Genomic DNA, 25,997 nt, shown 5'->3' with positions numbered 1-25,997 from the left:
GCATGCCGCAGCATTGCTTGATCCAGGCAGCGCGCACGCTACACGGCCGGCACGTGGCAGACGCCCTCCCCGACTACAGCTCCGTCCATCGGCCACGCATCAAGATTCATCCGCCGTTGCCGCTAGCGAGGAGGACATCGACTGCCTGCGCCCCACCGCAACAGCCGCTCTAGCACCGCATGCGCGCTGTTGTCAGACAGTGCAAGCAGACGCATGCGTTCCGGATGTTCGCGCGTTTCAGGGGTCGCCATGAAGCCACGTATTCTTGCCAGCTGCCTCATCCTGTTCGGCGTCGTCGGCCATGCCCGCGCCGAAGATCCGATCGCCACCGACCGCCCCGATTTCGTCGAGTCCAGCCTGACCGTCGGCGACCGCCGGCTGCAGGTGGAAACCAGCGTCGCGTGGGAACGCGATGACGCGGTCGATGGCTACGCCACGCCCACCTTGTTCCGCTACGGCCTGGGTCAGACCTGGGAATTGCGGCTGGAAACCGATGGCTGGCAGCGCATCGACGCACCCGGCGAAGACACGCTCAGCGGCATGTCCGATGTCGCGCTCGGCATCAAACACCACCTGGCCAGTTCCGACAGCGGCAAGACCTCGCTGGCCTGGCTGCTGCATGTGGATCTGCCCAGCGGCGCACGTGCGCTACGCGGGCATGGCGCGCGGCCATCGTTCCGGCTGGTGGCCGAGTGGGATCTCAGCGACAGCATCTCGGCCGGCATGATGCCCGGCGTGATCCGGGACGACGACGGGCAAGGCCATGGCTATACCGCCGGCATCTTCGGCGCGGTGCTCGGCAAGGCCTGGAATGACCGCGTGCGCTCCTTCGTCGAAGTGGCATTGCCGCAAATCGCCAGCAGCGAGAACGGCGGCACCGTGGCACTGCTCGACGTCGGCTCGGCCTGGCTGCTGAGCAACGATGTGCAATTGGACGCGGTGTACAGCCGCGGGCTCAACCAGCGCTCACCGGATCACGCACTCGGCGTGGGTCTGTCTTTCCGCTTCTGAAACAGGCCGCACAATGAAAATCATGCACATGTTGGGCATTCTGGTACTGGTGGCTGCGCTGGCGCTGCTCGCCCTGGGTGGCGTCGGCTACAACGGCCAACGCGGCTTGCTTGCGGCAATCGCCGCGCAGGTGATCTCTTCCGATGCACTGCGCAACCACATGCAGGCGGACATGATGCATGACGCCTTGCGCGGCGATGTCACTGCCGCCCTGCTTGCCGCATCCAGGCAGGACGATGCCGCCATTGCCGCCGCACGCACCTCGCTGGGCGAACACGCCACAGAATTTCGCCAGTCGCTGGAGGCCAACCGCACGTTGCCGCTCGATCCGGCATTGCGCAGCGAGCTGGAAGCGGTGACACCGACCTTGCAGGCCTACATCGCCGCGGCCGACCAGGTGATGACACTGGCCGAAACGCATGCCGACAGCGGCACGGCCTACGCCGATTTCAACGACAAATTCGGCCAGCTCGAAACCCGCATGGGCGCGATCAGCGAGCGCATCCTGGCCTTGAACGCGGCCAACCGCAGCCAGGCCGAGCACTACAGCCAGCGGGTGATGTGGCAACAAGGCGGCGCGGTGGTGCTCGCGTTCGTGTGTCTGGCGCTGGCGGCTGGCTGGATTCTGCGCTCGGTGTTCGGCCTGCTCGGCGGCGAACCGCAGCTGGCCATGGCTGCCGCACAACATATCGCCGAGGGCCGCCTGGATCAGCCGATTCCGGTCGCCGCCAAACACGCACGCAGTCTGATGGCGGCATTGGCACGCATGCAGCGCGATCTGCGCGAACGATTGGAGCGCGAGCGCAGCATCGCCGCCGAAAACCTGCGCATCCGCACCGCGCTCGACAACGCCTCCACCGGCATGTACATCGCCGATCCGGATCTGACCATCATCTACACCAACAACGCGCTGAAGACCTTGCTGCACACCTACGCCGACGATATCCACGCCTGCGCGCCCGCCTTCGACCGCGCTGCACCATTGATCGGCCAACCGGTGTCGCAGCTGGAAGTGGGCAACGCGCAGGACGCGGAAATCTATCAACGCCTGGATCGCCAGGGCTCGGCGCAGCGCGAAGTGCAGTATCGCGCCGCCTGCATCGTGCAGGATGTCTCGGCGATCCGCGACGCGGCCAGCGCACACCTGGGGTTTGTCTGCGAATGGCGCGACCGCAGCGCCGAAGCGCAGGTCGAAATCGCCGTGGCCGACGTGGTACGCAGCGCGGCCGCAGGCGACTTGTCCAAGCGCATCGACAGCGTCGGCAAGCAGGGCTTCTTCCTGCAGTTGGCGCAGCAACTCAATGCCTTGCTCGATGCCAATGCAGGCAGCATCGCCGAGGTCTCGCGCCTGCTCAGCGCGCTGGCCGAGGGCGATTTGAGTGCACGCATGCACGGCGATTTTCAGGGCGTGTTCGCCAGCATGCGCGACGATGCCAACAGCACCGCCGAGCAACTGGCGCAGGTGATCGGACACATCCAGCAGGCCGCCGGCAGCATCCATACCGCATCCAGCGAAATTGCCGCCGGCAACAACGATCTGTCGCAGCGCACCGAGCAGCAAGCGGCCAACCTGGAAGAAACTGCCGCCTCGATGGAAGAGCTCACCTCCACCGTCAAGCAGAATGCCGAAAGCGCACGCCAGGCCAATCAGCTGGCCATTGGCGCAGCCGGTGTCGCCTCGCAAGGTGGTGCGGTGGTGGCTAACGTGGTGACCACCATGTCCGCAATCGCGGTGTCATCCAAGAAGATCGCCGAGATCATCAGCGTCATCGACGGTATCGCCTTCCAGACCAATATCCTGGCCTTGAATGCCGCCGTGGAAGCGGCGCGCGCCGGCGAACAGGGCCGCGGATTCGCGGTCGTCGCCAGCGAAGTGCGCACGCTCGCGCAGCGTTCGGCCGGCGCGGCAAAAGAGATCAAACACCTCATCGACGACTCGGTCGGCAAGGTGACCGAAGGCTCGCTGCTGGTGCACCAGGCCGGCACCACCATGTCCGATATCGTGGCCAGCGTGCAGCGCGTGACCGACATCATGGGCGAGATTGCAGCGGCTTCGCAGGAACAGTCGTCCGGCATCGAACAGGTCAACCGCACCATCACCCAGATGGACGAAGCCACCCAGCAGAATGCCGCGCTTGTGGAAGAAGCCACCGCCGCCGCACGCACGATGGAAGAACAGGCCGGGCAACTGGCACTGACAGTGGCGCGCTTCACCCTGGAGACGACGCCCGGCATTGCCGTTGTCGCGCCCACGAAAAAATCGGCCAGCGCCGCAGCCAAGCGTGCAACCGCTACCGCGACGCGTGCACCGGCCTCACCACGTCGATCGAGCAGTACGCCTGCGGCAACTGCCGGCAACGACAGCCAGTGGCAGGACTTCTGAATCCTGTATCGGTCGCGTGCGCAGCGCTGCGCGCGCGACCGTAACGCATGCCCTTCCCTATCGAAACGGCGTATTGCAACAGCCTGGACTATGGAAAAAACGCGTGCCGCATGACCGATTCTTCTTCATGAATAAAGAATCTTCCGGTCGTGCCGCTAGCGTGCTGGACAACGTCTCTGCGTAACTCCGAGGTAAATAATGAACAAGTTCAACGACTGGCCGATCCGCCGCAAACTGATGTTTGCCTTCTGCCTGAGCGCCGTGCTGACTGCCCTGCTGGGTGGACTCGGCTTTTCACGCATGAAGCAGATGCAGCAGGAAACCGACCTGATCAATCAGGACGTGGTGCCGGTGCTGAGCCGCCTGTCCGAGTTGCGTGGTTTCGCTGGCGAATTCCGCGTCTATGAAGTGGGCCAGTTCGTCAATCTCGACGATCCGGAACGCTATGCGATGTTCTTCAAGCGCATGGACGAGATCCAGGCCAAATACATCGAAACGCAAAAGGTCCTGGATACCAAGATCGGCGCCGCCTCGCCGTTGAAGGCCGAGTACGCCAGGCTGACCGATGCCAGCACGCGCTACTTCGCGGCCAACCAGCAACTGCGCAAGCTCTATACAGACCCAGACCGCGCCGCGGCGATGGAATTTTCGCGCAAGCAGTCCGGCGAGATCCGCAAGGAACTATTCGCCTCGGTCGACAAGCTCTATGCGCAGCAGTCCAAAGCACTGAGCGATATGGTGACCGCCAGCGCTGCCTCGTTCAAACTCACCAGCGCAGTGCTGCTGCTCGGCACGCTGCTGATGGCGGCGTTGTCGGTCACCTTCGGCTGGTTGATCGCACGCAGCATCACCACTCCACTATCCAAGGCACTGGGCGCGATCAAGGCGGTCTCGCGTGGCGATCTGAGCGTGCAGGTCAGCAAGACCAGCAACGATGAAATCGGCCAGATGCTGGAGGCCACCGGTGGCATGACGCAGATGCTGCGCCGCTTCAGCGACGAAACCGCGCGCATGTCGCACCTGCATGCGGCCGAAGACATCACCCACCGCATGCCGGAAGATTTCCCAGGCGTGTATGGCAACCTGGCCGGCGGCATCAACACGATGATCTTCGAGCATCTGGATGCCATCACCGATTCGGTGCGCATCCTCAATCAATACGCGCAAGGCGACCTGACCCAGGACGCACGCCGTCTGCCGGCCAGCCGCGCGATCCTGCATGAAGCGATGGATGCGGCCAAGGCCAGCCTGTTGTCGATCAACACCGAGATCAAGCAGCTGGCACAGGCCGCCGCCGCCGGCGATTTCAGCGCACGTGGCGACGCAGCACGCTTCAAGTACGACTTCGCGGTGATGGTGTCGGATCTGAACTCGATGATGGAAGTCAGCGACCGCAATCTGGGCAAGCTGTCGCAGTTGCTCGGCGCCGTTGCCGAGGGTGATCTCACCGCGCGCATGGATGGCGAGTTCCACGGCGTGTTCGCGCGCCTGCGCGACGATGCCAATGCCACCACCCAGCGCCTGACCGACATCGTCGGCCGCATCAAGCACTCCACCTTGGCCATCAACACAGCCGCAGGCGAAATCGCCGCCGGCAACCAGGACCTGTCGCAGCGCACCGAGCAGCAGGCGGCCAATCTGGAAGAAACCGCCGCCTCGATGGAAGAGCTCACCTCCACCGTCAAGCAGAACGCCGAACACGCGCGCCAGGCGAATCAATTGGCGATCGGCGCAGCCGGTGTTGCCTCGCATGGCGGCAGCGTGGTCGGCCAGGTGGTCACCACCATGTCCGGCATCGAGACCTCATCCAAGAAGATCGCCGAGATCATCAGCGTCATCGATGGCATCGCCTTCCAGACCAATATCCTGGCCTTGAACGCGGCAGTGGAAGCGGCACGTGCCGGTGAGCAGGGCCGTGGATTTGCGGTAGTCGCCTCCGAGGTGCGCACGCTGGCACAGCGTTCGGCCGGCGCAGCCAAGGAGATCAAGAGCCTGATCGACGACTCGGTGAGCAAGGTGGCCGAAGGCTCGGCGCTGGTGAATCAGGCCGGCAGCACCATGAGCGAGATCGTCTCTTCGGTGCAGCGCGTGACCGACATCATGAGCGAGATCTCCGCCGCCTCCCAGGAGCAGTCGGTCGGCATCGAGCAGGTCAACCAGACCGTCACCCACATGGATGAGGCCACCCAGCAGAACGCCGCGCTGGTGGAAGAGGCCACCGCCGCCGCACGCTCGATGGAAGAGCAGGCGCAGCAGCTCACCGAAGCGGTCGCGCTTTTCCGGCTGTCGGCCGAGCTGGAAGCAGTGACACGTGCCACCCCGGTGGTGCGTCGGCAAGCCGCAGCGGCACGCCCTGCCGCCGTGGCCGCCGCCGTTGCCAAGCCGAGCAAGCCGGTGGTGCGTGCCGCGCCCAAGGCGGCGGTCGCCTCGAACGAGTCGGATTGGGCGGAGTTCTAAGCAGCTCCGCAACGACCTCGAACGGCTGAAAAGATCGCGCCGCGTTTCCTAGAGAAACGCGGCTTTTCTTTTGCCTGATGGAGGCGTGGATCTTGCAAGGGACGCGATGAAGCGGCTTGTCCACTCAAGCGGGCGCTGTCTTTTCTCAGAGTCATCGCCGACCGGGCTCATCGCGCCCAGGCATGCTGTGATGCAAGACGACTGTAATCTTCTACATCGTGTGCGTCGCCGAGCATCATTGCACGGCGATGCGCCGCTACACATGGCAGTCGCAAATTTCTGCGCACGCACTCGCCCGAAGCGAACCCATCCATCCGAGACCATCGGCGCATCGTATTGCGCGATTTTCCGCGCATCGCGGTGCAGGCGACGGCACGCCGCAACACCTGACGACTGCAGCCGTCCTTGACGTCGCACTGCCTAGATCGTTATCTAGAACCCCTTCACTTTTGGCCGAAGCCGACCATGGCGCGCTTTCGTATTCATTGCATCGCCTGGTTGTTGCTGTTCGGCATTCCCGCATGGGCACAGACATCCGCCCCCTCGCCCGCAGCGGCCCCGGCGTCGGCGGGTGTGGCCACGCGCGCCATCGAGACCGAGATCCTGATCGCGCGCGCAGATACCGATGAACGTCTCGCGATGTCGGCCATCGCGCGCGCTGGCGCGCCCGACCCGACCCTGCCCTTAGCAGCATCACTGGAATTGATCGCACGCTCGGTGGACGCACGCCTACATCAGTTCTCGCCCACGCAGTTGCGCCTGCTTCCGATCATGCGGCTGGAAAGTCTGGACCGTCATTGGCATTTCGACGCGCGGCGCTACGCGCGTTGGCGCGAAGCGATGACTCTGGCTACCGCGCCCTACGCGGCCGACGTGGCCGAGCTGGCGCGCCGGCGGACAGCCTGGCAACTCACGCGTAGCCAATCCCCCGGGTTGCCTGACGTGCTGTTGTCACGCATCGATACCCTGATCGCCCTGCTGACACGTGCCGAACAAGCGTTGGCGGTGCCGCTGGAGACTCAGGTGGTACTGGGTACGCGGGCCAATGCACTGGAAAGCCGCCTGCGGAGTGGGCAAGCAGCCGTTGGCGACGCCATTGCCTATATCGACCGGCGCCTGCTGGTGGTCGAGGCGCCACCGCTCTGGCAGCTGTCCCCCGGGCTGGCTGCCACGCCGGCTGCCAGTGGCAACGCTATCTCTACCGGCCTGCGTATCGAAACGGACTTTGCTGCGGCCTACAACCATGCGCACTTCAGCAATCAGGTCGCCACGCGTGCATTGCAGTACATGAGCCTCCCCCTGCTGCTTTTGCTGTGGTATCGCTCGCGCAAGGCGGCACCCGGCATGCTCGATGCCGGCGCTGCACGCGTGCTCGGCCGGCCCTGGTCGACGTGGCTGCTGCTGTGCATGTTGGTGAGCCTGGCCTTCGAGCCTGACGCTCCAGTGCTCACCCGCCAATTTGCGATGTTGATCGCCTTGGTGCCGGTGCTGCGCCTGTTGCCACCGCAGAGCAGGCGACTGCTCGATATCTGGCCCTATGCCGCCACAGCGCTGTTTGTGCTGTCCGGCATTGGAGTGATTTTCTTGGGCAACAGCCTGGCTTACCGCCTCTATATGCTGGTGCTCGGCACGGTGGCACTGGCGACCACCGCATGGATGCTCTGGCGTGCGCAGACGCGTGGCCATCGCGCCCGGACCGGCCGCCTGGGCCGTGTTCTACGTGGCGCAGCGTGGCTGGCTGCGTTGTTGTTTGCTACCGCGGTGGTGAGCAATGCCATAGGCAATGTCTCGCTCGGCGAAATGCTCACCGACGCCGTGATCGACAGCGCCTACCTGGGACTGCTGTTGTTCGTTGGCATCAGCGTGGTACTCACGCTGTTGCATCAGGCACTCGGTCGCCCCGGCGTGCAGCGCTTCACCCTGGCGCATACCCAATCACCGTCCATCTTGCACCTGCTCACACGCTTGGCGATCGGCGCAGCCGGGATCGGCTGGGTGCTCTATGCCATGGACAGCTTTCGCGTCCTGCGGCCGATCTACCGGGTGCTGCACACCGTGCTCTCGCATGAGTTCGGCATTGGCGATTTCAGCTTGTCGCTGGGGCATGTGTTGGTATTCGTGGTAGCGATCGTGGTTGCCAGCTGGGCCTCGCGCATCACCCGTTTGATCTTGCAGCACATATTGGAATCACGTGCGCTGTTTGCTCGCGGCATTGGTAACAGCATCGCTTCGCTGGCGTCGTATGCAGTCCTGCTACTGGGCATTGTGGTGGCCCTTTCCGCAGCCGGACTCAAGGGTTCGCAATTGGCCTTGCTGTTCGGGGCGCTGGGTGTGGGTATTGGCTTCGGCCTGCAGAACGTGGTCAACAACTTCGTGTCTGGCCTGATCCTGATGTTCGAACGCCCCATCCAGCCCGGCGATGTGGTGGAGATCGGCACCACCCAAGGCAGCGTGCGCGACATCGGCATGCGTGCCACGCGCATCCGCACCTTCGATGGTGCCGACGTGGTGGTACCCAACGGCACACTCCTCTCCGAACGCCTGACCAACTGGACGCTGCTGGACCGCAGCCGGCGCATCGAGATCAAAGTCGGTGTTGCCTATGGCAGCGATCCGAAGCAACTGATCGCCCTGCTCACCCGCTGCGCAGAGCAGACCACCGGTATTGTCGACACACCGCCGCCGGCCGCTTTCTTCGAGGGCTTCGGCAGCAGTACGCTGGATTTCAGCGTACGTGCCTGGACCCAGGACTACGACCATTGGCTGGTCATTCGCAGCACCCTGGCCACCTACATCCACGACGCGTTGAACGCAGCGCACATCGTCATCCCGTTCCCACAGCAGGACGTGCATGTGCGCAGCTGGCCGGACGCCGACGAGGATGCAATAGCGTTGCGCACGCAGCGGCATCAAGGCGACGTTTAGACCGAGCTTCAGTTGTCTTCGAGAGGATGACATCGTGCTGCGCGCTGCTTGAAGTGGCTGGGATGCAGCCGTTGAACAGCGGACATTTGCATGCAGCTGTAGGCCGCGCCTCATGCAGCACGCGACACGCGTCAACTCCATATATCGCATCGCGGCTGCGACGATCTACTCGCCCAATGGTCTCGCTCGGTTGGTAACGGTTACTGATGCATTACGGTTCTTTTGAGTCGTTGTTCGTTTCAGTTGGGCAGACAGTCACCCAGATGGACGAAGCCACCCAGCAAGACGCCGCATTGGTGGAGAAGCCACCGCCGCTGCGGCACTCCGGTGGTGCGCCACATCGCCGCCAAGCGCCCGGCAGGCCCTGCCGCCGTGGCACTGGCACGTCTAATGAGTCCGATTGGGCCGAGTTCTAACTGCGGCGACAACACGACTGCGCTCACCGCCAGGCGGGCGCGGCCGCGGCCCGGCGCGACACACGTACGCCGCAGGTCCTCCGCGTCGTCCACGCCCAGCTGCCGACAGTTGGTTACATTTTTTGCAGTCGCTTTGAACAACCTGCACGGCCCTGAAGTGACCGCTGTCGTCGAAGCCGCGCTCTCCGGAGCGCGGCTTTTTTATTGCATTGCCAAACTAAATAAACCCATCAGTACATTTAAAATGGATTATCTGGATACAGTTTAGACCTGAATTAGATAACCAATTGCAGAGCCCGCATTATCCAGCAAAAAAACAAAAGAATCTAAATCCAATGAAATACCACTTTATTTCACAAGCCTGACTTGATTTATATATTTTTTGATATCGAGGTATTCAGCAAATCCATGCAGGCGCCGCTATTGGGCATAGCGAGACGTCTTGCCATAACCGGCCGGCGTTACCTCATCGCCCCCCTTCACCGCGCAACGCCTGCCAGGAATCGACCATGAATGCACTACTGCAACGCTACAACGTTGGCCGGCGACTCGCCGCTGCCTTTGCTGTCTTGATCTTGCTGTCAGCAGCCATCGCCTTGATCGGTTATCGGGGCCTGAGCTCCGCGCGGACACTGGTGGATGCGATCGTCCATCAAAACATGGTCAAGATCCGTCTTTCCAACGATATGATCAATGCCAACTATTCCATTGCCGTACTGATCCGCAACATCGTACTGCCCACCACCAACGAGGAGAACCAGCAGTTTGCGGCAGGGTTCAAGCAGGCACGCGCCGACTACACCAAGGCGCGCGATGCCTTGTATGCAATGCCCACCACCCCACAGGGCCAGGCCATCCGCGACGAGATCGATGGCCTCCGCGCCGAGGTCAAGGGGTTCAACGACAAGGTGGTCGAACTCGGAATGGCTAACAAGCAGGACGAAGCCCTCGCCCTATTACAAACCAAAGCGGCACCGGCGTTGCAGCGTTGGCAGGACAAGATCACTGAGAACATCGTTTTGCAGGACAAGGCGGCCGCCGATGCCTCCGCAGTTGCGTTGGAGTCGATGGACGATTCGCGCAAGCTGCTGATCGCCGGCACGTTACTGGTGCTGTTGCTGAGCGCAGCGCTGGGCGTGCTGATCACCCGTAGCCTGACCCAGCCGCTGAGCCGCGCCACCCGTGCGGCAGAGTCGATTGCCGGTGGCAAGCTCGATAACGATGTCGACACCCAGGCCAACGACGAGACCGGCCGTCTGCTCAAGGCGATGAGCAAGATGCAGCTACAGCTGCGCAACCTGATCGCCGCGCAGGCCGACATGGCCAAGCGCCACGACGATGGCCAAATCAGCTTCCGCATCGACGCGGCCACCTTCCCGGGCGACTACGGCCGCATGGCCAACGACACTAACCTGCTGGTGGCCTCGCATGTGGCCGTGCAGACCGATCTGGCACGCATCATGGGTCGTTACGCGATCGGGGATCTCAGCGACGACATGGACAAGCTGCCCGGCGAAAAAGCCGTGTTCACCGACGCCATGGAGCAGGTCAAACGCAACCTCGGTGCGATGAACGGCGAGATCAAGCAGCTGGCGCAGTCAGCCGCCGACGGCGACTTCAGCGCCCGCGGCGATGCCGAGCGCTTCCAGTACGACTTCCGTGTGATGGTGGAAAGCCTCAATAACCTGATGTCCACCGCCGACGGCAACCTGCAGGCGTTGTCCGGCCTGTTGCAGTCGATCGCTGCCGGCGACCTCACCGCACGCATGAGCGGCGATTTCCGCGGCGTGTTCGCGCAGATGCGTGACGATGCCAATGCCACGGCCACGCAGCTGGCCGAGATCGTCAGCGGCATCAAGGCCTCGGCGATTTCGATCAAGGGCGCCGCCAGCGAGATCGCCGCCGGCAACCAGGATCTGTCGCAGCGCACCGAACAACAGGCCGCCAACCTGGAAGAAACCGCCGCCTCGATGGAAGAGCTCACCTCCACCGTCAAGCAGAATGCCGAAGGCGCGCGCCAGGCCAACCAGCTCGCCATCGGCGCGGCCAGCGTGGCCTCGCAAGGCGGCGACGTGGTCGGCAAGGTGGTGCAGACCATGAGTGGCATCGAAGCCTCGTCCAAGAAGATCGCCGACATCATCTCCGTCATCGACGGCATCGCCTTCCAGACCAATATCCTGGCGTTGAACGCGGCGGTGGAAGCGGCACGTGCCGGCGAACAGGGCCGCGGGTTTGCGGTGGTGGCCTCGGAAGTCCGCACGCTGGCCCAGCGTTCGTCTGCTGCGGCCAAGGAGATCAAGGGCCTGATCGACGATTCGGTCGAACGTGTCGCCGAAGGCTCGGCACTGGTGCACACCGCCGGCAAGACCATGGGCGAAGTGGTGGCCAGCGTGCAGCGCGTCACCGACATCATGGGCGAGATTTCCGCCGCCTCGCAGGAACAGTCGGCCGGGATCGAACAGGTCAACCAGACCATCACCCAGATGGACGAAACCACCCAGCAGAACGCCGCGTTGGTGGAAGAAGCCACTGCCGCCGCACGTGCGCTGGAAGACCAGGCCACCCAGCTCACCGACGCAGTGGCGGTGTTCAAGACCGATACCGCCTATGCCCAGGCGCCGGTACGCGCTGCGGTGCTGCGCCCGGCAGTGACCACGGCCGTCAAGGCAAAGGTCGCCGCAGCCGGTCGCAGCGCCGCGTCCAAGCCGCGTGCCGTGGTCACCGCACCCAGCAACGACAGCAGCTGGCAGGAGTTTTGACTGAATGGAGCCGGCCGGCCATCGTGCCGGCCGGCTCAAGGCATAGCAGCTATTGGCCGATAGGTTGCGTACGCCTACGAGAAGCATCAATGACCACTTCGCCCGCGCTGTCGACTCAAACTGCCCACCCCTCCCCGCGCCGCTGGAGCAGCCGCTGGGACGATCTGGCAATCGCAAGAAAGCTCGGCGCGATCGGTGTGCTCGCCTTGGCAGGCATGGTCATCCCGGTGCTGCTCTATCGCGGCAAGCTCAATGAAAGTGTGGCCATCAGCAGCAACGAACTGCGCAGCTATGCCCCGCTCGGGCAGATGCTGGGTTTGATCACCGACCTGCACGCCGCACATGTGGGCAGCGGCAGCGCCGCCAGTAGAGCCGCGCAACGCGCCAATCGCGATCTGCAACAGCTGCTCGCCACCACCGCGCGCATGCCCGGTTTCGAACGCAGCCAGAAAGAATTGCTTGCCTTGCAAAAACGCCATGTCGCTGGCGTTGCCGCGGACGGCTATGCCGCAGTGAGCGAGCAGGCGTTTGCCGCACTCGACGCGCTGCGCGACGACAGCCAACTGGTCTACACCCCGTATATCGAGAGCTACCACCTGGTGGTCTCCACGCTGATCTACAGCCCCGATGCCACCGAGTCGCTGACCCGGCTGGACGCCGCCAACGACCCCTCGCAGGCAGCCGACAGCCGCGCCATGCTGCGCGAACAACTGAGCCAGCTCGCACGCAACCACCTGCGCTTTCGCCATGAGCTAGACAAGGCGATGGGCTTGCTGGAACACCCCGACCCCGCCCTGGCGACTGCCGCCAAGACCGAAGCGGCGCGTGCAGACGCAGCATTGGCTGCACTGCGCAGCGCGCTGGAAGGCAGCGATGCACAGGCCGATACGCGCTGGAATGCCGCGCTCGACGATCTCGGCCAGGCCATGCAGGACTTGAGCGGCGTGTCGTTGCAGGCCTTGCAGCGCCAGTCCGAGCGGCACCTGGTCGAAGCCCGCACTGCGATGTGGCAAGCGATCGCCGGCCTGTCGGTGCTGGCCGTGCTGATTGCAGCGCTGGGCTGGTACACCTTGTCCAAGCTCACCCGCAATGTGCGCCGCGCCGCCGCGGTAGCCGCCAACATCGCGCAAGGCCGGCTGGACGAGCGCATCGTCGCGCCCAGCCGGGACGAAACCGGCCAGTTGCTCGACAACATGCGCCAGATGCAGGAACAGCTGCAGGCCGTGCTGGCCGCGCAGAGCGAGATGGCGCAGCGCCACGACGCCGGCCAGATCGGCTATCGCATGCAGTCCGAAACCTTCCCCGGTGCCTACGCCACCATGGTGCGCGAGACCAACACGTTGGTCGGCTCGCACATCGCGGTGATGATGCAGTTGGCGCAGATCATGTCGCGCTACGCCATCGGCGATCTGAGCCAGGACATGGATCGCCTGCCCGGCGAAAAGGCCGTGCTCAGCGACACCATGGACACGGTCAAGGGCAATCTGGCGGCGATGAACAGCGAGATCAAATTGCTTGCGCAGGCCGCCGCCAACGGCGATTTCAGCGTGCGTGGCGATGCGCAGCGTTTTCAATACGACTTCCGCGCGATGGTGGACAGCCTCAATCAACTGATGGCCACCGCCGACGCTAATCTGACCTCGCTCTCCAGCGTGCTGCAGGCGATCGCCGCCGGCGATCTCACCACCCGCATGCATGGCGACTTCCACGGCGTGTTCGCACGCATGCGCGACGATGCCAATGCCACCGTCATGCAGTTGGCCGATATCATCGGGCGCATCCAGCATTCAACCGACGCGATCAACGATGCCGCCAGCGAAATCGCCTCCGGCAACCAGGATCTGTCGCAGCGCACCGAGCAACAAGCGGCCAATCTGGAAGAAACCGCCGCCTCGATGGAAGAACTCACCTCCACCGTGCGCAACAACGCCGAGCATGCACGCCGCGCCAATCAGCTGGTGGTTGGCGCAGCAACGGTGGCCTCGCAAGGTGGCGAGGTAGTCGGGCAAGTGGTCGGCACCATGGCCGGCATCCAGGCCGCCTCCAAGAAGATCGCCGACATCATCGGCGTCATCGACGGTATCGCGTTCCAGACCAACATCCTGGCCTTGAATGCGGCGGTAGAAGCGGCGCGTGCCGGCGAACAGGGGCGCGGTTTTGCGGTGGTCGCCTCCGAGGTGCGCACGCTGGCACAACGTTCGGCCGGTGCTGCAAAAGAGATCAAGCAGCTGATCGACGATTCGGTGAGCAGGGTCGAACACGGCAACCAGCTGGTCGGCCAGGCCGGCCGCACCATGCAGGACATCGTCAACTCGGTGCGCAGCGTCACCGAGATCATGCACGAGATCAGCGAGGCCTCGCAGCAGCAGTCGCAAGGCATCGAGCAGGTGAGCCAGACCATCGCACAGATGGACCAGGCCACCCAGCAGAATGCCGCGCTGGTGGAAGAAGCCACCGCCGCCGCGCGTTCGATGGAAGAACAAGCGCAGCAGTTGCGCGATGCTGTCTCGGTGTTTCAGTTACAGGCAGCCGCCACACCCGCCCGGCTTGGTCGCGCCGCGTGACGGCGTGACGGCGTGAGTCCATTGCACGCGGCCTTGCATCCATCGGTCTGATGCCGCACGCCAGTACGCCGAAACAGCTAGCGTGCATCCACGCTCAATCGGTGCTTTTACCCAGCGTTTTGCAATGCGGCACCTTCGCAGTGCTTTTCGAAGCGTGATCACGAAGTGAATCCGCTGCCATCGGCGCGTGTCTGGGTATCGCGCCCCACTGGGCTTTCCGGGCAGGTTGTGCACATCCACGTCACTTCAATGACGGCCACCCATACGTGATGGGACTTGCGAATCAAGCGGCAAGCAAGCCGGCCGTTACAGATCCCAAGCATGCATACCTACCCTGCACTCGGTCGCGTCGTGACGACGTATCACATGCACCGATGATCGGCTCGCTCCATGCCCAGCCTCGCGTTACCTCACCTATTGCCCAACGCGTCCGCGCCGACGCGTCTTGTCCTTCTTGCCACTGCCTCGAGACCCCACAATGATCGCTCTTCTTCAACGGTATAACGTCGGCAAGCGCCTGACTTTCGCTTTCGGCACGCTGATCCTGTTGTCATGCGGGCTGGTCGCCGCAGGCCTCTACACGCTGGCGCAGGCGCGCGACCGCATGGACACCGTGGTCAATCGCAACATCACGATCATGCAGCACGCGCAGGACATGACCAATGCCACCTCGGTCATCGCCGTGCAGTTGCGCAATATCGTGTTGCCGACCACGCAGGAAGACAATCTGCGCTTCTACGCCATCATCAAGAAGCAGCTCGAGAGCTATCAGCACACGCACGACAAACTGTACGAATTTTCCGCCTCGCCGCAGGCCACCGAGATCCGCAACCGGATCGACCTGGCTAGCGCAGAAGCCGCCAAGGCCAACGAGCAGGTCGCGCAGCTGGGTCTGACCGGCAAGCCCGATGAAGCACTGACGCTGCTGCTGGCAAAGGCCGCACCGGCCACAGAGCAGTGGCAGAACGCGTTGGCAGACTATTCGGCGCTGCAGCGTCAACGCACCCTGGAGGCCTACGTCGCAACCACTGCCGAGATGGCGCGCGGCCGTGCCCTGCTGATCGGTGGCGGCCTGGCGGTGGTGCTGTTCAGCGTGTTGCTGGGCTTTTTGATCACCCGCAGCCTGGTGCGCCCGCTCACCCAGGCCACCCGCGCCGCTGAAGCGATTGCCAACGGCAACCTCGATAACGATGTGCGTACGCAATCCAACGACGAAACCGGGCGCCTGTTGCAGGCCATGGATCGCATGCAGGGCCAGGTACGCAATCTGATCAGCGCACAGCTGGACATGGCCAAGCGCCACGACGAAGGCCAGATCAGCTTCCGTATGGATGCCGGCGCGTTCCCCGGCGACTACGGCCGCATGGCCACCGACACCAACGAATTGGTCGCCGCGCACATCAAGGTCAAGATGCAGACCATCCACCTGGTGGAGCGTTACGCGATCGGTGATCTGAGCGAAGACATGCCGCAGTTGCCTGGCGAAAAGGCGGCGATTACCACGGCGATGAATCAGGTCAAGTTGAACCTGTCGACGATGAATGCGGAGATCAAGCAGCTGGCGCAGGCCGCCGCCAATGGCGACTTCAGCGCACGCGGCAACGCCGAGCAGTTCCAGTTCGATTTCCGCATCATGGTGGAAAGCCTCAACCACCTGATGGCCACCGCCGACGGCAATCTGCAGTCGCTCTCTGGCCTGTTGCAGTCGATCGCTGCCGGCGATCTCACCGCCCGCATGACCGGCCAGTATCAGGGCGTGTTCGCACAGATGCGCGACGACGCCAACGCCACCGCCGAACAACTGGCCGGCATCGTGGGCCGCATCCAGCTGGCCGCCAATGCGATTGGGTCGGCCTCGGGCGAAATCGCCTCCGGTAACCAGGATCTGTCGCAGCGTACCGAGCAACAGGCCGCCAATCTGGAAGAAACCGCCGCCTCGATGGAAGAACTCACTTCCACCGTCAAGCAGAACGCCGAACACGCAAGTCAAGCTAATCAGCTCGCCATCGGCGCCGCTGCCGTGGCCTCGCAAGGCGGCGATGTGGTGGCCAAGGTGGTCACCACCATGGCCGACATCCAGGGCTCGTCGAAGAAGATTGCCGAGATCATCAGCGTTATCGACGGCATCGCCTTCCAGACCAACATCCTGGCCTTGAATGCCGCAGTGGAAGCGGCGCGCGCCGGCGAACAGGGCCGCGGGTTTGCGGTGGTGGCTTCCGAAGTGCGCACCCTGGCCCAGCGTTCGGCCGGTGCGGCGAAGGAGATCAAGCACCTGATCGACGACTCGGTCAGCAAGGTCACCCAAGGCGCCACCCTGGTCGACCAGGCCGGCACCACCATGGCCGAAATCGTCGCCAGCGTGCAGCGCGTGACCAACATCATGAGCGAGATCTCATCGGCATCGCAGGAGCAGTACGCCGGCATCGAACAGGTCAACCAGACCGTGACCCAGATGGACGAAACCACCCAGCAGAACGCCGCACTGGTGGAAGAAGCCACTGCCGCCGCACGGGCGATGGAAGAACAGGCCCAGCAGCTCACCGAAGCGGTTGCAGTGTTCAAGGTTGCCGAGCACACCGCGGTGGCGCGTCAGCTCTCTGCCATTGCCAAGGCACCGGCCAATGCCCGCTTCGCTGCGCGTCCGGCCGCACGTGCCGGCAGCATCGCTCCGCCGCGTCGCAGCGTGACTGGCGCCTCGGCAGCAGCGGCCGACCCTAGCGATTGGCAGGAGTTCTGAGCCACGCCCCACCGCTGTCGGCAATGTGGTTTTAAGCGCGCCTCAGTGCCTCCACATCGCGCTTGAGATGGTTGCGCCTTGCGCAACTTCTCAAGTACGCGATCACGCAAATCTGCATCTGCATCTGCATCTGCAAGATGTTCACCACGGCACCGCTCTTGCGGTGCCGTTTTGCGTTGTGCGCGACATCGCTGCCTGCACGCAACCCGCAGGCACTGCGGCAAGCGTGAAATCGCACTTCACATCGTGCACGTGACCCCGCGCCAAGCTGGGGTCAAAACCGCCATTTATGGCTGCTTTTTCAGGATATTCCCGACACCTCCCCACCAATTCCCTACCCGTTCTACACATGGCGATCACGTGGCTGAGACCGGGCTTTACCAGCCAGTTCTGCTTGCCTCAATGCAGCGCGCCTAACGCCGTTATCTGACCGATGCATCACACAAGGCATGACGCCTGACGCAATGCTCCAGCGCTGCGTTGTACGTCATGCCACCCCAACGGCACATCCGCTCAGGTCCCTCAATGAACTCCTTCCTGCACCGCTTCAACGTCGGCAAGCGCCTCTCGCTGGCCTTTGGCGTTTTGATCCTTCTCTCGTGCGCGCTGGTGGCCGCCGGCCTGTATACGCTCAGCCAGGCGCGCGAGCGCCTGGACACCATCGTCAACCGCAACATGGCGATGATCCAGTACGCCACCGACATGCTGGACGCCAATGCCACCATCTCGTTGAATCTGCGCAACATCGTGCTGCCCACCACCGACGAGCAAAACCGGCAGTTCGCCGAAGTGATCGATGCCCAGCGCATCCGCTACAAGGAACTGCGCGAAAAGCTCTACGCGTTTCCTGCCGATGCGCACGACCAGCAACTGCGCAACGCGCTGGATCTGACGCGCGAGCAGGCGCTGTCGCACAACCAGCAGGTCCGCGAGCTGGGGATGGCCGGCAAGGTCGACCAGGCCATGCCGATCCTGCTCGAACGTGCAGCGCCCGCCACCCAGCGTTGGCAGGATGCGATCCGCACCTACTCCAACGCGCAGCGCAAGAGCAGCCAGTTGGCCTATGACCAGGCCAGCGCCTCGATGGCGCGTGGCCGCAGCATGCTGATCGGCGGCGGCGTTGCCGTGGTGCTGCTGAGCGCCCTGCTGGCCTGGATGATCACCCGCAGCCTCACCGGCCCCTTGAACCGCGCCACCCGCGCTGCCGAGGCGATTGCCGAGGGCAAGCTCGACAACGCAGTGCACAGCGAGGCCAGCGACGAAACCGGCCGCCTGCTGCAGGCGATGGACAAGATGCAATCGCAGGTACGCAACCTGATCACCGGCCAGCTGGACATGGCCAAGCGCCACGACAGCGGCCAGATCAGCTTCCGCATGGATGCCGGCGCATTCCCGGGCGACTACGGCCGTATGGCCGGCGACACCAACGCGCTGGTCGACAGCCACATCCAGCTCACACAGCGCCTGGCGCAGATCATGGGCCGCTATGCGATCGGCGACCTCAGCCAGGACATGGACGCGCTTCCCGGCGAAAAAGCCATGCTGACCGACACCATGGCGCAGGTGAAAACCAACCTGGCGTCGATGAATCAGCAGATCAAGCAGCTGGCGCAGTCCGCCGCCAACGGCGATTTCAGCGCACGCGGCGATGCGGCGCAGTTCCAGTTCGATTTCCGCGTGATGGTCGAGAGCCTCAATCAGTTGATGGCCACCGCCGATGGCAGCCTGCAGTCGCTGTCGGGCATCTTGCGGTCCATCGCCGCAGGCGATCTGACCGCGCGCATGGACGGCGATTTCAAGGGCGTGTTCGCACAGATGCGTGACGACGCCAACGCCACCTCCACCCAGCTGGCCGGCATCGTCGGGCACATCCAGCACTCGGCGACCTCGATCAATGCCGCCGCCAGCGAGATCGCGGCCGGCAACCAGGATCTGTCGCAGCGTACCGAACAGCAGGCCGCCAACCTGGAAGAAACCGCCGCCTCGATGGAAGAGCTCACCTCCACCGTCAAGCAGAACGCCGAAAGCGCACGCCAGGCCAATCAGCTCGCCATCGGCGCCGCAAGCGTCGCCTCACAGGGCGGCGCCGTGGTCAGCAAGGTGGTCGACACCATGAGCGGCATCGAAGCCTCGTCCAAGCGCATCGCCGACATCATCAGCGTCATCGACGGTATCTCGTTCCAGACCAATATCCTGGCCTTGAACGCGGCGGTGGAAGCGGCGCGTGCCGGCGACCAGGGCCGTGGCTTTGCGGTGGTCGCCTCCGAGGTGCGTACGCTGGCACAGCGTTCGTCCGCCGCGGCCAAGGAGATCAAGAGCTTGATCGACGACTCGGTGCAGCGTGTGGCCGACGGCTCGCAGCTGGTGGACCAGGCCGGCAAGACCATGGCCGAGATCGTCGCCAGCGTGCAGCGCGTCACCAACATCATGGGCGAGATTTCCGCCGCCTCGCAGGAGCAGTCGGCCGGTATCGAGCAGGTCAACCAGACCGTTACCCATATGGACGAAGCCACCCAGCAGAACGCCGCATTGGTGGAAGAAGCCACCGCCGCCGCCCGCGCGATGGAAGAACAGGCCCAGCAGCTCACTGAAGCGGTGGCCGTGTTCAAGATCGTCGAGCAAGGCCCGGTGGCACGTCAGCCATCGTCGATGGTGGCTGCGCCGGTCAATGCACGCTTCGCTGCGCGCCCGGCCGTCGGTGCCGCCAGCATCGCCCCGCCACGTCGCAGCGTCATCGGCACGGCGACCGCGGCGGCCGGGCCGAACGACTGGCAGGAGTTCTAAGACACACACCGCAACCCGCAACACACGCCGCATCCAAGAACACCATTCGAGAGTAGTTTGATTCGTGGTCAACGAATCTTGAGGGTCGCTTCCTTGCGAGGGAGGCGGCCCTTTTTTTGTGCCGAGATGTTTCTTCACATCAGCGCCTGACCATGCTGGATGCGGACGCTGCCTTGCCGTAAAAACTCACCCTTCCTTAACAAATGGCAATCTTGCGCCCCTGCTCTGGAACCAAGCGAACGCGACAATTTGTGCCTAATTCAACATAAAACATCAATTTTGAGCATAGACGGCCGCTATCGACTTCACGCATCCGTAACGCCCTCCCCCGGGCAAGGTCGATTCCTCATGCATTCCTTCAACCGGCTTTCCGTTGGCACCCGGCTCTCCGCGCTGCTGACCCTGGTCATCGCCATTTCGCTGGGCCTGCTGGCCCTGACCATCTACCGCCAGTCCGCTGGCGATATCGAATCCCAGGTCAAGGCCGAACTGCGCTCCAGCACCCGGCTGATGCAGCAGTCGGTGGCGATGTACGACGTCACCCTGACCGAAAGCACCCAGCGCCTGGGCAGCGTGTTCGACGACATGCTCCCCAGCGGCGCACGCACGCTCGATACCGCCAGCACCGTCACCATCGGCGAGCAGGCCACCCCATCCCTGCGCGCAGGCAAGCAGGCGCTCAACCTCAATGTCAACGCGGTGGACCGCTTTGCGCAAGCCACCGGCGGTGTCGCCACGATCTTCGCGCGCACCGGCGAGGACTTCGTGCGTATCACCACCTCGCTGCGTAACAAGCAGAACGAGCGTGTGATCGGCACCCTGCTCGACCGCAAGGGCAAGGCCTACGCCGCGTTGTCGCAAGGCAAGCCTTTCACCGGCCAGGCACAGCTGTTCGGCGAGCAATACATGACCCACTACCAGCCGCTGCGCGATGCCGCCGGCGAGGTAATCGGCGCGCTTTTCGTCGGTCGCAACTACACCCAGGGCCTGGCCGCGCTCAAGGCGCAGGTCGGCACCACCAAGCTCGGCCAGGACGGCTACTTCGTCATCGTCGACATGGCACCGGGCGAGCATCAGGGCCAGGTCATCGCCGCCCCGCCGGGCACCCCGGCCACCCTGGCGGCACTGGTACCGGCCGAGCAGCAGGCGCTGTTGCAATCGGTACTGGATGGCAAGCAGCCCAGCGCCAACCTGCAGTTGCGCGATGCCAAGGGCACTGCACAGGCATTCGAAGTCACCGCCCAGCGCTATGCGCCGTGGCAGTGGGCGGTGATCGGCACCCAGCCGCGCAGCGCCATCGACGGCCCGCTGGACGAGCTGATGGGCAGCATGCTGCTGTTCTCGCTGGTGGTGCTGGCGCTGTGCATCGCGGTGGTCTTTGTGGCGGCACGCAAGATGGTCACCCGCCCGTTGCTGGCGGTGGAGCGCGTGCTCGGCGATGTCGCGGCCGGCCGCCTGGACAACCCGATCGAGATCGACCGGCACGACGAACTCGGCCGCCTGCTGCTCAGCGCCCGCACCATGCGCGACGACCTGCGCGCACGTCTGGAACGCGACCACCTGATTGCCAGCGAAGCGCTACGCGTGCGCACCGCACTGGACGACGTCAGCACCAACGTGATGATCGCCGACGCCGATCGCCGCATCATCTACGTCAATCGCCCGCTGCAGCGCATGCTCAAGAGCGTGCAGGACGAACTGCGCCGCGACCTGCCCCACTTCGATGCCGATGCGTTGATCAATGCCAGCATCGACCAGTTCCATCGCAAGCCCGAGCATCAGGCACGCATGCTCGATCAACTCACCGGCACCCACACCGCGCAGATCCATGTCGGCGGCCGCACCATGCGGCTGGTGGTCAACCCGGTGCTGGGCGCGGCCGGCGAGCGCATGGGCTTTGTAGTCGAGTGGGCCGACCGCACCCAGGAAGTGCAGGTCGAAGAAGAGGTCGCGCGTATCGTGCGGGCCGCCGCCGCTGGCGACCTGAGCGAGCGCGTCGGCACCGAGGGCAAGCAGGGCTTCCTGCTGCTGCTTGCAGAACAACTCAACGTGCTGCTGGACAACAATGCAGATGGCCTGTCGCGCGTGTCCGCTCTGCTGTCGTCGCTGTCGCAAGGCGATCTGACCGCACGCATGGATGGCGACCTGCAAGGCGTGTTCGCCACCATCCGCGACGATGCCAATGCCACCGCCGACCAGTTGGCCGGCATCGTGCGCCGGATCAAGGACTCCTCGCTGGCGATCAACTCGGCCGCCAGCGAAATCGCCACCGGCAATAGCGACCTGTCGCGTCGCACCGAGCAACAAGCCGCTGCGCTGGAAGAAACCGCCGCCTCGATGGAAGAGCTCACCGCCACCGTCAAGCAGAACGCCGACAACGCCGATCAGGCCAATCGCCTGGTGCTGGACGCAGCCGGCGTGGCGGCCAAGGGCGGCGATGTGGTCGGCCGCGTTGTCACCACCATGGCCGACATCGACACCTCGTCCAAGAAGATCGCCGAGATCATCTCCGTCATCGACGGCATCGCCTTCCAGACCAACATCCTGGCCTTGAACGCCGCAGTGGAAGCCGCACGTGCCGGCGAACAAGGCCGCGGCTTCGCCGTGGTCGCCTCCGAGGTGCGCAGCCTCGCCCAGCGCTCGGCCGGCGCCGCCAAGGAGATCAAGCACCTGATCGAAGACTCGGTCACCCGCATCGGTAGCGGCGCCGCGCTCGCCTCCGAGGCAGGCAACACCATGCAGCAGGTGGTGGGCTCGGTGCAGCGCGTCACCGACATCATGGGCGAGATCACCAGCGCCTCGCGCGAGCAGGCCGCCGGCATCACCCAGGTCAACCAGACCGTCACCCAGATGGACGAAACCACCCAGCAGAACGCCGCATTGGTGGAAGAAGCCACTGCCGCAGCGCGCTCGATGGAAGACCAGGCCGCGCAGTTGGTGGACGCAGTGGCGGTGTTCCGTCTGGAACAACAAGACCAACTGAGCACCCTGCTGGCCAACGCACGCCACGCCTACCACTGATGTAAGTCAAACGCTCGATGAGTCGAGGGCGCGGTGCCCTCGCCGATCAGCACGACCTGTCTGCACAGTCCAATCACTTAGCGAGACAACCAAAATTTCGAGTTATGGCGGCGTTTAAATGCACCAAAGCCTAGTCAGTCGAGGGCGCGGTGCCCTCGCCGCTCGCGGGACACGCCGCAAGTACGTCCATGTAGGCTCGGTGGCGGCATCCATGCCGCCACACGGTCCCGCAATCGGCGAGGACACCGCACCAGTAAAATTAGTCGGTGGTCGCGCAAAAAACTGTTTGTCGCGCTATGTGCATCGGACGTTGAGCCGACGCTACATCATCGAACAACGCGGATCACGCACTGCTCTTAATCATGGGCACCGACCATCTCGACTGGCCCTTGCCCGCCCACCGTCGCGGGACCTTACGCGGCATGGATGCCGCGTAAGAGCCTACACGGACGTACTTGCGGCGTGTCCCGCGATGGTGGGCGGGCAAGGGCCCTGCAGCAAACCCCCAGCGTTGAGAGCGCGGTCCCCTCATCGCACAGGACAGTTTGCTGGCAGTTTTATTCAAAGCCATGCACACCGACCATTTCGACTGGTCCTTGCCCGCCCACCGTCGCGGGACCTTATGCGGCATGGATGCCACAGAAGAGCTTACAGGGACGTACTTGCAGCGTGTCCCGCGACGGTGGGCGGGCAAGGGCCCTGCAGCCAAGCCTAAGTCGTTTTATGAGCCGCTCTTAAAGATTTGGTTTTGCCGCCGATATCAAGGCGACGCCGGGACAACCGTCCGGGCGCATTCCCGCATCCACTGTGCTGGTGCTCATGTCCCAAGGCGATACCTCAGAGCTGAACCACGACGCCGATCACCTTGCCGAAGGCGACGAGCGCTATCTGCTGCGCAACAAACGGCAGATCCGTGGCTTGTTGCGCCAGCTGCTCGACCAACGCGCCGTGGTGACCATGCATGTGGCCGGCCGCGACATGGCCGTGCCCACCGCCGTGCTCGAAGTGGACGAAGACGACGACTGCGTGATTCTGGACGGCAGCCATAATGAAGCTTCCAACCGCGCCATCGAAGATGCCAAGTATCTGCTGTGCTACGCGCAACTGGAACGGGTCAATATTCGTTTCCGGCTGGAGACGCCCGACCGGCTGGAACGCGACATCCACGTCGCCTTCCGCGCTGCATTGCCCGACACCATGTATCACATGCAGCGCCGCGAATCGTACCGGCTGGAAACGCCGATCACCGATTCGCCCATCTGCACCATTCGTCAGGACGACGCACAGGGCGGCACTCTCAACTTGCAGCTGCGCGTGATCGACATCAGCAGCGGCGGCCTGGCGGTAGCGATCACGGACGGCATGCCGCTGCTCGAACCGCAACGCACCTACCGCAATTGCACGCTGCAATTGCCCGACACCGCGCCGATCACGCTACCGCTTACCGTCTGCAGCCAATATAAGCAGTCACTGCCCAACGGCAGCGAGGGCTTCCGTGTCGGCATGCAGTTCAGCGATCTGCCGCGTGGCGCCGACGAAACCATTCAACGCTATATTTTTCGCGTCGACCGCCAGCGCAACGCGCGCAAGAGCGGCGTGTTCTGAACCCGCCCGTACCGTGCACAGCGCACCGCTAAAGTTGCCGTGCGCTGCGCCGATGTTGCTAGGGCAACCTCTTCCACACTCTTTTTCGCACGCTTCTGCCGCATTTCTTCAGCAATCTGACACTCAGCCGCAACGCCCGGAGTTTCCATGAACGACAAAAGCACTGCCACCGGCACCGGTGGTGAATTCCTCAGCTTCGCCTTGGGCGAAGAACACTACGGCGTGGACATCCTGAAAGTGCAGGAAATCCGCGGCTACGATTCGGTCACCCGTCTGCCCGACGCTCCCGATTACATCAAGGGTGTGATCAACCTGCGCGGCACCATCGTGCCGGTGATCGACCTACGCCTGAAGCTGCGGCTGAAAGAAGCGCGCTACGACGCCTTCACCGTGATGATCGTGCTCAACGTCGAAGACCGCGTGGTCGGCATCGTGGTGGACAGCGTCTCCGACGTGATCCCGCTCAACGACGACCAGATCCGCCCGACGCCGGAATTTGGCGCCGCCGTCGACACCCGTTTCATCTCGGGCATCGGTACCCAGGACGATCGCATGCTGATCCTGCTGGATATCGAAACCTTGCTGGACAGCGCCGAACTCGGTCAGCAGCAATTGGCCGAAGAAGCCGCCTGACCTATAGCCACTCGGGCACGTCCCAAGCGGTCGTTATGCAGGTATAGGCAGTGCACAAAAGCCGCCGTGTAGAGCAATGCACGACGACTTCAGGCACCGAGAGAATCTGCATGACGGCCGCATGGGTGCCGGCAGTCCCTGTTACGACCATCTGGTGTCGGGAGCATCCCGACACGAGACGTGCGCCTAGAGTGAAGTGAGATAGGAATCACATTTTTTAGATTCAAGTTGAACGGCAGCTAGCCGATAGCTGAATAGAAGCCCGCGCACTTAAACGGGTCACCGTTCGACTTTTGATTCTGGAGAATCCCAATGAAGTTCCTGCTCTCGCTCCTCCCCGTCGCTGCTCTCGTCATCGTTGCTCCCACGCTTTCGGCTCAGTCGCAGGAAATGATTCCGCCGGAAATGGCCACCCGCTTCGTCGGCAAGGACGGCATGGTGTGCGGCAAGGTCGAAAAGGCCAAGTACGCGCAGAGCTCGGAAGGCGAACCCACCTTCCTCTACATGGGTGGCATGTTCCCGCGCCACACCTTCTCGGCCCGCATCGACGGCGCCAACCGCGGCAAGTTCAGCTTTGCTCCCGAATCCCTGGAAGGCAAGGACGTCTGTGTGCTCGGCAAGATCCAGCGCGACAGCTCGCGTGCCGAAATCGAAGTCAGCTCGCCGGCCAGCCTGAAGCTCGCCACCATCAAGTAATCGCCT

The 25,997-nt window shown here is 63.5% G+C and carries 11 protein-coding genes and 2 pseudogenes; all 13 read left to right on the top strand.

What is annotated here, in order from left to right; translation table 11 throughout:
• Nucleotides 1–249 precede the first annotated feature (249 nt).
• The 13 genes and pseudogenes from NMB96_RS16270 to NMB96_RS16215 all read left to right on the top strand — a co-directional run bounded on the left by NMB96_RS16270 (nt 250) and on the right by NMB96_RS16215 (nt 25,991).
• Entirely contained in the window at nt 250–1,011 is a 762-nt protein-coding gene (locus tag NMB96_RS16270; protein ID WP_023903899.1) for a transporter, read from the top strand.
• Nucleotides 923–1,903 (top strand): annotated as a pseudogene (locus NMB96_RS23565) (MCP four helix bundle domain-containing protein); the annotation flags it as partial. The gene NMB96_RS16270 and the pseudogene NMB96_RS23565, both read left to right, overlap by 89 nt.
• Nucleotides 1,904–2,200: 297 nt before the next feature.
• Nucleotides 2,201–3,394 (top strand): annotated as a pseudogene (locus NMB96_RS23560) (methyl-accepting chemotaxis protein); the annotation flags it as partial.
• Nucleotides 3,395–3,592: 198 nt separating this feature from the next.
• Complete coding sequence (locus tag NMB96_RS16260) at nt 3,593–5,851, top strand: methyl-accepting chemotaxis protein (RefSeq protein ID WP_255085278.1); 2,259 nt, start codon at nt 3,593–3,595, stop codon at nt 5,849–5,851.
• A gap of 465 nt (nt 5,852–6,316) precedes the next feature.
• Nucleotides 6,317–8,776 (top strand): mechanosensitive ion channel domain-containing protein, encoded by a 2,460-nt coding sequence (locus NMB96_RS16255; RefSeq protein WP_043889194.1) that lies wholly within the window; start codon nt 6,317–6,319, stop codon nt 8,774–8,776.
• 925 nt (nt 8,777–9,701) lie between these two features.
• Nucleotides 9,702–11,951, top strand: coding sequence for a methyl-accepting chemotaxis protein (locus NMB96_RS16250; protein ID WP_255085277.1), 2,250 nt, complete (start codon nt 9,702–9,704; stop codon nt 11,949–11,951).
• 89 nt (nt 11,952–12,040) lie between these two features.
• Nucleotides 12,041–14,515, top strand: a complete 2,475-nt coding sequence (locus tag NMB96_RS16245) for a methyl-accepting chemotaxis protein (protein ID WP_255085276.1) — start codon at nt 12,041–12,043, stop codon at nt 14,513–14,515.
• A 478-nt stretch (nt 14,516–14,993) separates the two neighbouring features.
• Nucleotides 14,994–17,252 carry a methyl-accepting chemotaxis protein gene (locus NMB96_RS16240; protein WP_255085275.1) on the top strand — a complete coding sequence of 753 codons (2,259 nt, stop codon included), beginning with the start codon at nt 14,994–14,996 and terminating at the stop codon, nt 17,250–17,252.
• A 525-nt stretch (nt 17,253–17,777) separates the two neighbouring features.
• Entirely contained in the window at nt 17,778–20,036 is a 2,259-nt protein-coding gene (locus tag NMB96_RS16235) for a methyl-accepting chemotaxis protein (protein WP_255085274.1), read from the top strand.
• 348 nt (nt 20,037–20,384) lie between these two features.
• A complete protein-coding gene (locus NMB96_RS16230; RefSeq protein ID WP_255085273.1) occupies nt 20,385–23,057 on the top strand; it encodes a methyl-accepting chemotaxis protein in 2,673 nt (890 codons plus the stop codon).
• Nucleotides 23,058–23,876: 819 nt separating this feature from the next.
• Complete coding sequence (locus tag NMB96_RS16225) at nt 23,877–24,662, top strand: flagellar brake protein (protein WP_255085272.1); 786 nt, start codon at nt 23,877–23,879, stop codon at nt 24,660–24,662.
• Nucleotides 24,663–24,809: 147 nt separating this feature from the next.
• A complete protein-coding gene (locus NMB96_RS16220) occupies nt 24,810–25,295 on the top strand; it encodes a chemotaxis protein CheW (protein WP_006451575.1) in 486 nt (161 codons plus the stop codon).
• A gap of 312 nt (nt 25,296–25,607) precedes the next feature.
• Complete coding sequence (locus tag NMB96_RS16215; RefSeq protein WP_005993867.1) at nt 25,608–25,991, top strand: hypothetical protein; 384 nt, start codon at nt 25,608–25,610, stop codon at nt 25,989–25,991.
• Nucleotides 25,992–25,997: the final 6 nt, after the last annotated feature.

The sequence above is a fragment of the Xanthomonas hortorum genome (assembly GCF_024339125.1).
GTDB lineage: Bacteria > Pseudomonadota > Gammaproteobacteria > Xanthomonadales > Xanthomonadaceae > Xanthomonas > Xanthomonas hortorum.
The sequence above is the reverse complement of the archived record's forward strand: the minus strand, read 5'-3'. Positions and strand labels throughout refer to the sequence as shown.

Coding starts and splice junctions, on each gene's coding strand:
- NMB96_RS16270 (WP_023903899.1), top strand. CDS start 250: ATGAAGCCACGTATTCTTGCCAGCTGCCTCATCCTGTTCGGCGTCGTC.
- NMB96_RS16260 (WP_255085278.1), top strand. CDS start 3,593: ATGAACAAGTTCAACGACTGGCCGATCCGCCGCAAACTGATGTTTGCC.
- NMB96_RS16255 (WP_043889194.1), top strand. CDS start 6,317: ATGGCGCGCTTTCGTATTCATTGCATCGCCTGGTTGTTGCTGTTCGGC.
- NMB96_RS16250 (WP_255085277.1), top strand. CDS start 9,702: ATGAATGCACTACTGCAACGCTACAACGTTGGCCGGCGACTCGCCGCT.
- NMB96_RS16245 (WP_255085276.1), top strand. CDS start 12,041: ATGACCACTTCGCCCGCGCTGTCGACTCAAACTGCCCACCCCTCCCCG.
- NMB96_RS16240 (WP_255085275.1), top strand. CDS start 14,994: ATGATCGCTCTTCTTCAACGGTATAACGTCGGCAAGCGCCTGACTTTC.
- NMB96_RS16235 (WP_255085274.1), top strand. CDS start 17,778: ATGAACTCCTTCCTGCACCGCTTCAACGTCGGCAAGCGCCTCTCGCTG.
- NMB96_RS16230 (WP_255085273.1), top strand. CDS start 20,385: ATGCATTCCTTCAACCGGCTTTCCGTTGGCACCCGGCTCTCCGCGCTG.
- NMB96_RS16225 (WP_255085272.1), top strand. CDS start 23,877: ATGTCCCAAGGCGATACCTCAGAGCTGAACCACGACGCCGATCACCTT.
- NMB96_RS16220 (WP_006451575.1), top strand. CDS start 24,810: ATGAACGACAAAAGCACTGCCACCGGCACCGGTGGTGAATTCCTCAGC.
- NMB96_RS16215 (WP_005993867.1), top strand. CDS start 25,608: ATGAAGTTCCTGCTCTCGCTCCTCCCCGTCGCTGCTCTCGTCATCGTT.